Consider the following 12560-nt stretch of genomic DNA (forward strand, 5'->3'; position numbering starts at 1 on the left):
TTAATTTTTTGCGGCAAAGATATAAAAATGCCCTTCTCATCAAATATTAAATAACACAAGTTGTTGAATTATATGAAAAATATGACACAAATCATAACAAATTTGTTTAATTAATTTGTTTAACAATTTTGTCAAAAATAAAATTTGATTTACATTTGCACAAAATTGTTTAACAATAATGTCAAATCAAGCAAAAAAAGACCAAACACAGGAATTGATCAAGGAGACGGCGAAGAATTTATTCTTTGTGAAAGGAAAATTTGATGCTACAACGCAGGAAATTGCTGATGCAGCCGGAGTGAACAGAACACTGATTAACTACTATTTCCGCTCAAGAGATAATCTGATTCAGATTATTTTCGATGAAGCGCAGAAAGTGGAACAGGAGAAATCAAAAATTATTCAGACCTCAGACCTTCCCTTTAAAGAGAAAATGAGCGAGTTTATAGAAAGCAGCCTTGCTACAAGCCTACAGTATCCCTATCTGGAAACTTATATTGTTTCTCAGATCAATAAAGGAACCTGTCATCAAAGAGAAATTGAAGAAGATATCCTGGATGCGCTTTACAAGGATATTGAAAAAGAAATGGAACTGGGGAATATTGAAAAAATGGCTCCTGTTCAGTTTATTCTGAATATGGTTTCACTACTTGTATTTCCAAGTGCCATAAGGCCTTTATTTATGGAGAATCTGATGATCAGTGATGAAGAATATGATGAAATTATTTCCGACAGAAAAGAGATCATTATCAATATGCTTTTCAAAAATTAAAAAAATGTTAAAGTATTTTAAGAAATGATTCGTCCTTTAGGAATAAAAACATTTGTGAGAAAAATTACATTAAAAAAATAAACGAAGTATAAAATTATGAAAAGAAAACGTATAACTGCTAATAAGCTAAAAATTGGGATAGCTGCAGCATTTATGATTTTCGGCTTTTCATCCGTATCTGCCCAGCAACAGGTTTCTTTACAGGAAGCCATCAAGCAGGCACTGCAAAATAAGGCAGAAGCCAAAAAAGCAGCATTGCAGATCAAAAAGGCTGAATATAAAATTGATGAGGCCAGAGCTGGAGCTTTACCGCAGATCAGTGCCACAGCAGGCTTAACTTACAATCCTGTTATTCAGGAATCTTTGCTTGAATTCGGAGGAGAAAGAATCAGAGCGCAGCTGGGACAGCCATGGAGCTCAACAGCTTCTGTACAGCTTCAGCAAGCCATATTTGACCAGAGAGTTTTTACCGGTCTTAAAGCGGCAAAATCTACAAGAGAATTCTATGTTCTGAATGCTCAGTTAACGAACGAACAGATTATTGAAAATGTAGCCACAGCCTATTATCAGGTTTTTGTTCAGGAAGAGAATCTTAAAACGGTTGAAGCCAGCTACGCCAATACGGAAAGAACAAGGAATGTCATCAAGAGTTTGGTTGATAACGGATTGGCAAAAGCCATCGACTTAGACCGTACCAATGTTCAGCTGACCAATATTGGTTCAAATAAGCAGACCTTAATCAACTCGGTAGAGCTTTCAAAAAATGCTTTGAAATTTTATATGGGAGTTCCTATTTCTACAGATATCGAGCTTGAAGAAAAAACAATCGAACCCAAACCTGAATTGATAGCAAGCAATGTAAACCTTGATGACCGTACAGAAATCAAAGTTTTAAATAAAAACAGAGAACTTCTGCAGTTTAATAAAAAAGCTACGGAAGCTTATTTATATCCGACAGTGAGTTTGGTTGCCAATTACGGCTGGGGAGGACAAGGTAGAAAATTTCCTCTTACAAACGGGATTAATAATGGAGTCCTTTGGAGTGATTATTCAGCAATTGGTTTGAATATTAATGTTCCGATTTTCACCGGAGGAGCTACCAAAGCCAAGATCAATCAGGCAGAAATTGATATTCAGGACCTGGATTTAGATATTCAAAATACCCAACTGAACTTAAGTTTAGATTATAAAAATGCAATTACCAATATGGAAAATGCATTAATCAATATCGAAAGTATGAAAGATAATGTAGGGCTGGCAGAAAGAGTTCAGAAAAATACTCAGGCCAACTATCAGTATGGGCTGGCAACGCTTACAGAGGTTTTAGATGCTGAAAATGCTCTTACCCAGGCAAAACAGAACTATGCCAATGCTTTATTGGATTACAAACAGGCGGAAATAAAATTAATCAAGGCTAAAGGAGAATTAAACACACTACAAAACCCGTAATAAACTATGAAAAAAACCTTAATATATATCATCGTAGCAGCTGTCCTGATAGGTCTGGCAGCTTACAAGATTGCAGATAATAAAGAAAAACAGACACAGGAAGTAAAAGAAGTTGCCAAGCAGGTGGATAAAATCAACGTGAATGTGGTAACGGTTTCAAGAGAAAATATCGACACAGATTACTCAGCTAACGGAACTTTCATTCCAAAGCAGGAAATGAATCAGTCTTCTGAAATTGCTGGACGTATCGTAAGCGTTTTGGTAAAAGAAGGATCAAGAGTTTCTGCAGGACAGACTTTGGCAGTGATCAAAAAAGATGCAATTGAAGTAGATGTTTCTCAGGCTCAAAATAATTTGCAAAATGCAATTATTGATAACCAACGTTACGAAAATGCCTTTAAAACCGGAGGTGTTACCAAGCAGCAGGTTGATAATTCAAGATTACAGCTGAAAAATGCACAGGCAGCGGTAAGAGCGCAGGGAGTAAGGGTAAATGATACCAGTATCCGTGCAGGAATCAGCGGAACGATCAATAAAAAAATGGTTGAGCCCGGAACAGTGGTTTCTGTAGGGACTTCCATGTTTGAAATCGTTAATATCAACAGTCTTAAACTTTCTGTACTGGTAGACGAAAGCCAGGTGGGAAGAATTCAGTTAGGTCAGGAAGTTCCAATTACGGTCAACGTTTTACCGGATGATTCTTTCAGCGGAAGAATTACATTCATTGCTCCTAAAAGTGATGCTTCTTTAAATTTCCCGGTTGAAATTGAAGTTCAGAACAGAGGGAACCTAAAAGCAGGGATGTACGCAACCGCTTTGTTCAAAACCAATCACGGTGCTGAAACTCAGAATATGTTGACGGTTCCTGCTCAAGCTTTCGCGAACGGGGTAAGCTCAGGACAGATTTTTATCGTTCAGAACGGAACTGCTAAAATGATTACTGTAAAAACAGGAAAAGTATATGGTGATAAAGTTCAGATCATCAGCGGTCTTAATGGCGGTGAGCAGGTAATTACCAGCGGCCAGATCAACCTTGACAACGGTTCAAAAATCAATATCGTAAAGTAAGAGCAGATGAAGTTAGCAGAAATATCCATTAAAAGGCCGTCCCTTGTCATCGTATTGTTTACGATCCTTACATTGGGAGGTTTATTAAGCTACTCCATGATGGGGTATGAATTGATTCCGAAATTTGAAACCAATATGGTAACCATTTCTACGGTGTATCCGGGAGCTTCGCCTGCAGAGGTGGAAACTTCGGTGACACGTAAGATTGAAGATGCCGTAGGTTCTTTGGAAAACGTAAAAAAAGTAGAATCATCTTCTTACGAAAGTTTATCAGTAATTATGGTTCAGCTGAACACAGGAGCTGATGTAAATTATGCTTTGAATGATGCACAGAGAAAAGTAAATGCTATTCTGGCAGACCTTCCTGATGATGCAGATCCACCTTCACTACAGAAGTTCTCATTGGATGATCTCCCGATCATGACGTTGAGTATTTCCAGTAATAAGCTGAATAATAAAGACCTTTATGATCTTTTAGATAAAAAAATAGAGCCTATTTTTTCCCGTGTAAACGGAGTTGCTCAGGTTGATCTTGTAGGTGGACAGGAAAGAGAAATTCAGGTAAGTTTAGATGAAAAGAAATTGCAGGGTTACGGACTTTCCATTGGAGATGTACAGCAGGCAATCCTTTCTTCAAACTTAGATTTCCCTACAGGTGCGCTTAAAACAAGAACTTCAAGATCTACCATCAGACTTTCAGGAAAGTATAGAAGTGTACAGGAAATGAACAATCTGGTAGTTTCCAATAAAAACGGGGCACAGGTTCGTCTTTCCGATATTGCCACAGTTTTTGATACCCAGAAAGATGTAGAAAAAGTAGCAAGATACAACCAGAATGCGACTATTTTACTTCAGGTAAAAAAACAGTCTGATGCCAATGCAGTTTCGGTTTCTGAAGCCATTCAGAAAACAATTGCTCAGGTTCAGGACAATTATAAAGCTCAGGGAGTTAAAATCAATATTGTAGATGATACCACAGACTTTACACTTGAAGCTGCAGACCACGTAATCTTCGATTTATTCTTAGCGATTATCCTGGTAGCAGTGGTAATGCTATTGTTCCTTCACAACATCAGAAACGCATTTATCGTAATGGTTTCTATTCCGATGTCATTGATTGCAACGGTAATCGGGATGTATCTGATGGGGTATACCTTAAACCTGATGAGTTTATTAGGACTTTCATTGGTAGTAGGTATTCTTGTGGATGATGCCATTGTGGTTTTGGAGAACGTTTACCGTCACATGGAGATGGGGAAAAGCAGAATTCGTGCAGCCTACGACGGTGCTTCAGAGATTGGATTTACGGTAACGGCTATTACCCTGGTAATCGTGGTGGTATTCTTACCGATTGCAATGAGTTCGGGGTTGGTAGCTGATATCCTGGCACAGTTCTGTGTTACGGTGGTTATTGCAACGATGTTCTCTTTATTGGCATCATTTACAATTATTCCTTGGTTATCATCAAGATTCGGAAAGTTAGTACATTTAACAGGAAAAAACCCTTTCGAGAAATTTATCCTTTGGTTTGAAAAACAATTGGAGAAATTCACACACTGGATCACAGGAATTTTGGAATGGGCTTTAAAATCAACATTAAGAAGAGTAATGACTGTGATTGTAACATTCATTATCCTGATCTCTTCATTTATGTTGGTTGCTTTTGGATTTATCGGTGGTGAATTCTTCCCTAAAATGGACAGAGGGCAGTTCCTTGTTCAGATGGAATTACCAAAAGATGCTTCTGTTGAAAAAACGAATCAGGTGACATTAGCGGTTGAAAAATACCTTAGAAATGATAAGGATGTAGTAGATATGATTACAACGGTTGGTCAGCAGTCATCAGGTTTTGGTGGAGCGCAGGCAACTTTGTATCAGTCAGAAATCCAGGTGATCCTGGTAGATAAATCTGAGCGTAATGAAAGTACAGATATCAAGTCTGCTAAAATAAAAAGAGCGTTAGAAGAAAAATTCACCGGAGTTGAGTTTAAAACCGCACCGATCGGATTAATGGGAGCAGATAATGCGCCAATTGAAATGGTGGTAACAGCGCAGGATAACGAAACAGCCAATAAGGAAGCAAACAGAATCCTTGAATTGCTTAAAAAAGTTCCTGGTTCTGTAGATGCAGAATTATCAACCGATTCTGGAAGTCCGGAAGTTCAGGTAAATATCGACAGAGATAAAATGGCTTCTTTAGGCTTAAATCTTTCCAGTGTAGGTCAAACGATGCAAACTGCATTCAGTGGAAATACAGATGGAAAATTCAGAGCCGGAGAGTATGAATATGATATCAACATCCGTTTTGGTGATGCCAACAGACAGTCGATTGATGATGTAAGAAACCTGATGTTTACCAATCCTCAGGGTGAGCAGATCAGACTTAGCCAGTTTGCAGATGTAAAAATGGGTTCAGGGCCAAGCTTATTGGAACGTAGAGATAAAGCACCTTCTGTAAAGGTAAAATCTAAAGTAGTAGGTCGTCCGGTAGGAGATGTTGCCAACGAATGGGCTGCTCAGTTCATGGATAACGAAAAGACCAAACCTGCAGGAGTAAGCTATATCTGGAGCGGGGATATGGAAAACCAGACCGAAGGTTTCGGTACCCTGGGAATTGCATTGATGGCTGCTATTGTATTGGTGTACCTGGTAATGGTTTCACTATATGATTCATTTGTTTATCCGTTTGTAGTATTGTTCTCCATCCCTCTGGCATTGATCGGGGTAATGGTAATTCTTGCCATCACCGGAAATTCACTGAACATCTTTACGATGCTGGGAATGATCATGTTGATTGGTCTGGTAGCGAAGAACGCGATTATGATCGTCGACTTTGCGAATATGAGAAAAGAAGCAGGTGCCAATACGCATGACGCTTTGATTCAGGCCAACCATGCCCGTCTTCGTCCGATTTTGATGACAACGATTGCGATGATCTTCGGTATGATCCCAATTGCGATTGCAAAAGGGGCAGGAGCAGAGATGAACAACGGACTGGCCTGGGTTATTATTGGTGGTTTGACATCATCATTATTCCTGACGCTGATCATTGTACCGGTAGTGTATTCATTGTTTGATTCAATTCTAAGAAGAATGGGTAAACATGAAAAAGTAGACTACGAAGCTGAAATGAAAGCCGACTATGTACATAAAGAACTAAGTGAAGACGGATTTACTCCTAAACACATAGACTAAATAACAAACCTTAATTAACCTAAGAGCGCCTCAGATTTCTGAGGCGCTTTTTTAATCTTATTTATACTGTTTGCTTTACTTTTTGTTTCTCCATTTGTTCATTTCCCCAAATCCGCAAATAATCGATGAAAGGAATGAGCTGCTGTCCTACTTCGGTTAAAGAATATTCTACCTTTGGGGGAACTTCATGGTATACTTTCCTGCTGATAAGGCTGTCATCTTCCAGCTCACGCAAAGTCTGGGTAAGCATTTTCGGGGTAATATCGGAGATCGTTTTTCGTAATTCACCATAACGCATGATCGTCTTTACATGCAGATACCACAATATTCTGCCTTTATATTTTCCACCAATTCTCTTAAATGAATAGTCTACAGGGCAGGAAGGTTCGTCTTTTAGATATTTTTTCATGATTTTATTAAAATTATTCCTTTGATAATCAGTAATAGTATACTTTTAGTATGTAGAGTACAAAAAAGTGCATACTTGTCTGTAATATAGCATTAATTTACTTTTGTTTTAAACTTAAAGTAAAAATATAATGAAAACAATTATTTTAAATGAAGCCGGAGGTGTCGATAAGCTGCAGTTGACTGATACGGAAAAACCGCAAATAAAAACTAATGAAGTATTGGTGCAGATAAAAGCAATAAGTATCAATCCTGTTGATGTAAATGCAAGGGCATATGATCATGTTCTCAATTGGATATATGGCGATATGAGGCCGGTGGTCTTAGGCTGGGATATTGCCGGTGAAGTAAGTGAAATAGGGGAGGAAGTAATGGCTTTTAAAGTTGGGGACAGAGTTTTTGGAATGGTCAACTTTTTCGGAAACGGAAAAGCCTATGCAGAATATACAGCGGCTCCCGAAAGCCATCTGACTATGATTCCTGAACATCATACATTTGAAGAAGCTGCAGCGGCTGCTTTAGCGGCAGTAACAGCTTATCAGGCTTTAGTGGATGTTGCTGAAATAAAAAAAAACGATAGGGTTCTTATTCATGCTGCGTCAGGAGGGGTTGGCCATTTTGCGGTACAGATTGCTAAATATTTTGGAGCTTATGTGATAGGAACTTCCTCTGCAAATAATAGGGAATTTGTGCTGTCGATTGGGGCGGATGAGCATATTGATTATACTCAAAAAGATAACCTGGATATAGCCGGAGATATTGATATTGTTATCGATACTATTCAGGGAGATACTCTGCTCAGATCAATAGATATAGTGCGGCCCGGGGGTATCATTGTGACATTGCCTTCGCCTGAAATTCCTCAAAACATAAAGGATAAAGCGGAAAAACAGAATGTAAATCTTGAGTTTATGATGGTGGCTTCCAAAAAAGAAACAATCCAGGCCATTGCAGATTTACTTGAAAATAAGTCTTTGATTCCTCATATCCATAGAATCTTTTCTTTTGAGGAAATGGCTAAAGCCCATTTGGAAATGGAAACAAAGCGGGCAGTGGGTAAAATAGTGGTAACCTTATAAACTAAAAATATCTTTTCCGGGCTCCGGATATAAATTAACTAAAGACTGTATTTCTGATGCAGTCTTTAGTTTTACATATGTCTTTATTTCTTTGATAATAAAAAAATGTTCAGCAAGAACTGAAAGCCTTTGCTTACTTTGTGTGTGGAAAATTACGGGTACCAATACCTGTAACCTGTTAAAATTTCCCGTTGTTATTTTTCCAGTTTTCCTTTGCCGGAATTTCTTCGATAGTATCCCAATGCTCAACAATTTTTTCGTTTTCAATGCGGAATAAATCATAAAAAGAGGTATGTTTTCCACCAAACTTACCTTCGCTGGTGGTGAGTACAAAATTGCCTTCACCCAATACTAAATGGATGGTGTCATATTGCATCGTAATACCCTGGGAAGCCATATATTCCAAAGCTTTCCCCAGACCAGACAGGCCATCGCCTATTTGCGGGTTGTGCTGGGTATAATTTTTGTCGTCAATATAATGGGTTAACTTGTCCATTTTTCCATTGACCAGAATATCCTCTACAAAGCTTCGTACCAATGTTTTGTTAGCTTCTGTTTTGTTTAAGTCTGTAATGGTTGTTGTGCCATCCGTCATGGTGTGGCCGCTTGGGTTTGGACCTGATATTTCCTGAAGATTATCCCAGTGTTCAACAGCTTTTCCTTCTTCAAAACGGAAAATATCAAATCCAATTTTTGGCCCGAAAAAGTTGTAATCTACATGGCAGAAAGCATAATCACCATCTTCAAAAGCTCTTATGATATTTACTTTGGTAGAACCTATGGGAAGCTGGGAAAACAGGGCTTCTAAGCCTGCATGTCCTTCACCTATATTCAGGTTGTGCTGTATGTATTTCTCTTCATTGATGTGATCAAGAGGTACCCGTGTTTCAATACCATTTAAAAGTTCGATTGCTTTTTGTTTGTTTTTCATTTTTTATGTTTTTTAATTAAGAATGGAAGATACAAAAAGATGAAACTAAGTGAAGATAAAAAGTTATAAGTTTAAACTCCTGATTTTTACTGCTGATTGAAAAAACGACAGAATGACAAAAAAAACAGCACCCAATCAGGTGCTGCACTATATTTTTAGATTCTTCAACTTTTCAATAAAAATACATCTTACAACTCTTCACAATTTTTTTTCAGCTTCATAAAAATTTTATCAAAATCTTTGTAAACTGTTCCTTCATCTTCACGTTTTTGTCTGAAGCTGCTGTTGGCACAGTTGTGAAAACTAAGGCCAATCAAATCAATCAAAGCGTAATCTTCTTTTTGAGGATCATTCATTTTAAGATCAAACCTCGCCATTACAGCTTTTGGATCTGCATTATTTTTGCTTTTTAGTTCCGTGAAATTTTTCCATGCCTCAAACATTTTTTCCCGGTCGGGAGAAGATATCGCGTCTATAGGCTCTCTACAGGTGTTATAAAATTTGCTGTTTTTGAGGGTTGCAGGATCAGAGAAAGCCATAATCTCTTCCCTGTTTAATTCATACTCGTTTTCAAAAGTCTGAATAGCATTCTCATACAGATTTTTCCAAACAGGCAAATCGATCACCTTAAGACTATACAGCTCTTCTTTTTTTTCCTGATACTGTTTTTCCAGGTTTTCTAAATGAGCTTCTTTATTTTTGCGGATCTCTTCAAGGCTGGAAAGTTTAAAAATAGGATTCGTATCAAAATGGACCCCATTGAATTTATATAGTAGTTTATTAACGCCGTCTATTTCTTCTTTCTCATATTTGGCAGCATCAAAATATCCTTTGTTGTCACAATTGAATGTCTGATAGCTGTAAGGGGTAAGATTACTTACATTTGAGGGCTTTTTTTGTCCCAAAACAATAACAGACAGGGCCGAACAAAGCCCGATCATCATTTTTTTCATGTGCATAGTTGTTGAAGAATCTGAATTTTCTGAATTTCGCCTCAAAATTAAGGCTTTAAATTTGAAAATTAAAGAATTAGCTGCAATTTTATGTAGATATTTTTCTGATTTAATAAGATTTTAATTTTTTCTTTATTAATCTGCTACTTAGAATGATGATGCTAAACTTTTCTCTATCAGATATATTGAGTTTATACAGACAAATCTATATATATTTAATGTTATATTATTGCTGATTTTATGGGTGTTTTACCCTATTTTTAATTTTGTTTTTTATTTTTGCAAACCAAATCAAAAATTCTGAAGCCTCTAAAGCAGACAGAATATAACTATCAAATTATAGAACAAAATATTAATAATGTACAACAATTTTGAACAGCTGTTTTACCGTGGAGAACTGGAGCAGTGTATTGCTGAGGGCGAAAAATATTTATTATCCAATCCTGACAATGAAGAGGTATTATTTTTAATGGCAGTGGCTCATCATGACAGCGTGTATGAAGAAGGACATGAAGAAGTATACAGTGCTATACATGATAAGGTAATTCCTTATCTCCGCAAAATCCTAAAGCTAAATCCCAACAACCTTAAAGCACTTTATAATATCCTGGATTATCCTTTAAGCAACGAATATACATTGATGCAGATAGGCAGGATGAAAAAACATATTATTGAAGCCAATAAGGCCGAATTCATAGCATATGCGGAACGTTTACTGGATCATGCAGGATACGAAGCCTACGGCTATGACTTTTTAGTGAAAATATATGAATCCCTGGGTGAAAATGAAGCTCTTTTAAACAGTCTTGAAGCTGGAATATATTACTTTCAAAGAGCATTTGCAGACAACCGTGAGCTGAGGGATAAGAATACCTCATTGTTCTGGATCAAAAAAATCTATCTGCTGGACCGCGAAAAAATGATCTCAGGAGAGGAATTAATAAGTCTTATTGAGCAGGGACACCTCACTTTTGTAAGCAGAGATGATTATGATTTTATCAACCTTGCGGATATAGCTTATGAAAATAATGCTCCGGATCTTTCATTGAAGATGATGCTGAAAGCTATTAAAGGGACTAACAGTGCTTTACATATACAGGAAAAGCTCGTAGAATGGCATCATCGTTTTGCAGAATTGATTCAAAAGGGGTACAGCCCATCTGATATTTTCTATTATCAGCTGATCATTGAAAGAAACTATGCTGACCTGCTGAATGTTTCTGAATATTTTTATTATGAGCATGCTCTTGAAGTGATTACTACACATCCGGAACTTTTCTCAGGCTACCATTTTGCCGGAACCTATCTCTATGAAAATAAACGCTATGCTGAAGCCATACCCTTCCTGCAAAAGGCTGTGATATTATCATCAAATGTAACGGCATGGAGACGGAAAGCAGAATCGGAATATCATCTTTATAAAGTGATACCGGCTGAAATTCCTGCATTTTCCGATTTCCCCACAGACATTTACAACGAAGGGGTTTGTATCGATGAGTTTATAGAAGAAATAGAGGATGAAAGTGATAAGCTGCAATGGATAGATGTGAGCCGTATGGTATATGAGCAGGCTGATAAAGCTTTCCGAAGATATTATAAAGAAGGAAAATTTGAAAGCGATTATTACAATGACCTGCATACCAGAGCGATGTGCTGTAATAACTTAGCCATCAAATATGTATTGCAGGGAGATCATGATGCTTCTGCTGCCAAAGCTTCTGAAGGGCTTACATATTCAGAGTTCAGGGAACTTCATCTTGTAAGAATAGATGCTTTATTAGAAGGTGAAAATGATGAAGAGACTGCGGAAGCACTGAACGCCTATTTTAGTCTCTATGATGATGAAGACGAAGACTATTTCTATAAAAATTTATACTATAAAGCACGCCAAATTGAGGTTCATTGCCTGCTGGGATGCGATAATGTTTACAAGAATGCTGAGGAAATGCTTACTTATTTTTATCAGCACACTATGGAACATCCTGAAATTAATGACTACGACTACAGGGATCTGGAGGCAGGAAAAAACGTTTTGGAGGAAATAATGTATCAGCGTCTGGATACCGAAGATCATATAACCAGACAATCTTATTATGAAAAACTTGCCGAACGCTTTCCCCGGGAACCTCATCCACAATATATTCTGATGCAGATCTATAATGAGCACGAAGATTACAGAAAGGTTACCATTACTGCCCATAAATATTTGGAAAGCAAAAAAGATTTTCTGCTGGATGATTTCGACAGGGCTAAAACACTCTATATGATGGTAAAGAGCAACTATTTTCATGGAGCATATCAGGAAGCAGCGTCTGTCTTTAGTGACCATGATGCTTTCAATGCCGAAATCATGGATCCTGAAGATTATGTGCTTTGGCTTAGCTACGGAGTTAGAGTTTATAGTAAACTAAATCATAAAGACCATACTTTATCACTTGCTGAAAGGTTTTCTATTATCTATCATGATGAAGAATGGGGATATGACAAGCTAATGGAGGGAGTAGAGCTGGCAAAGGCCGCAGTTTTGTACCAATCCGGCAATCTTAAGGAAGCACACATTCTATTGGATTATGTGTGTTCATTTCCAGATTATAATTCTATTGCTGATGAATACAGGGCATCATGGAAAAAACCGGGACTGTTTTCTAAATTCGGCTTTAACTGATTAAAGTAATATTGAATATCATGCAGAAAGCCGGCTTTTG

Annotated in this window: 9 protein-coding genes; 6 read left to right on the plus strand and 3 right to left on the minus strand. The window is 37.4% G+C overall.

The window, feature by feature from the left end; translation table 11 throughout:
* Positions 1-178: 178 nt before the first annotated feature.
* The 4 genes from LQV47_RS06665 (at position 179) to LQV47_RS06680 (ending at position 6484) form a co-directional block, all read left to right on the plus strand.
* Positions 179-772 carry a TetR/AcrR family transcriptional regulator gene (locus LQV47_RS06665; protein ID WP_230035145.1) on the plus strand — a complete coding sequence of 198 codons (594 nt, stop codon included), beginning with the start codon at positions 179-181 and terminating at the stop codon, positions 770-772.
* A 96-nt stretch (positions 773-868) separates the two neighbouring features.
* Complete coding sequence (locus LQV47_RS06670) at positions 869-2221, plus strand: TolC family protein (protein ID WP_230035147.1); 1353 nt, start codon at positions 869-871, stop codon at positions 2219-2221.
* 6 nt (positions 2222-2227) lie between these two features.
* Entirely contained in the window at positions 2228-3289 is a 1062-nt protein-coding gene (locus tag LQV47_RS06675) for an efflux RND transporter periplasmic adaptor subunit (RefSeq protein ID WP_230035150.1), read from the plus strand.
* A 6-nt stretch (positions 3290-3295) separates the two neighbouring features.
* Positions 3296-6484, plus strand: coding sequence for an efflux RND transporter permease subunit (locus tag LQV47_RS06680; protein ID WP_230035152.1), 3189 nt, complete (start codon positions 3296-3298; stop codon positions 6482-6484).
* A gap of 61 nt (positions 6485-6545) precedes the next feature.
* Here the strand turns inward: LQV47_RS06680 and LQV47_RS06685 are convergent, their stop codons facing one another.
* On the minus strand, positions 6546-6893 hold the full coding sequence (locus LQV47_RS06685; RefSeq protein WP_230035153.1) for a helix-turn-helix domain-containing protein: 348 nt from the start codon (positions 6891-6893) through the stop codon (positions 6546-6548).
* Positions 6894-7023: 130 nt separating this feature from the next.
* Between LQV47_RS06685 and LQV47_RS06690 the strand changes: the two genes are divergently transcribed.
* Positions 7024-7971, plus strand: a complete 948-nt coding sequence (locus tag LQV47_RS06690; protein ID WP_230035155.1) for an NADP-dependent oxidoreductase — start codon at positions 7024-7026, stop codon at positions 7969-7971.
* A gap of 178 nt (positions 7972-8149) precedes the next feature.
* Here LQV47_RS06690 and LQV47_RS06695 read toward each other — a convergent pair whose 3' ends face one another.
* Positions 8150-8902 carry a nuclear transport factor 2 family protein gene (locus LQV47_RS06695; RefSeq protein ID WP_230035157.1) on the minus strand — a complete coding sequence of 251 codons (753 nt, stop codon included), beginning with the start codon at positions 8900-8902 and terminating at the stop codon, positions 8150-8152.
* A 188-nt stretch (positions 8903-9090) separates the two neighbouring features.
* A complete protein-coding gene (locus LQV47_RS06700; protein WP_230035159.1) occupies positions 9091-9855 on the minus strand; it encodes a hypothetical protein in 765 nt (254 codons plus the stop codon).
* A 358-nt stretch (positions 9856-10213) separates the two neighbouring features.
* Here LQV47_RS06700 and LQV47_RS06705 point away from each other — a divergent pair, with 358 nt between their 5' ends.
* Positions 10214-12520 carry a hypothetical protein gene (locus tag LQV47_RS06705; protein ID WP_230035161.1) on the plus strand — a complete coding sequence of 769 codons (2307 nt, stop codon included), beginning with the start codon at positions 10214-10216 and terminating at the stop codon, positions 12518-12520.
* Positions 12521-12560: the final 40 nt, after the last annotated feature.

The sequence above is a fragment of the Chryseobacterium sp. Bi04 genome (assembly GCF_918698085.1).
In the GTDB taxonomy this organism is placed as follows: Bacteria; Bacteroidota; Bacteroidia; order Flavobacteriales; family Weeksellaceae; genus Chryseobacterium.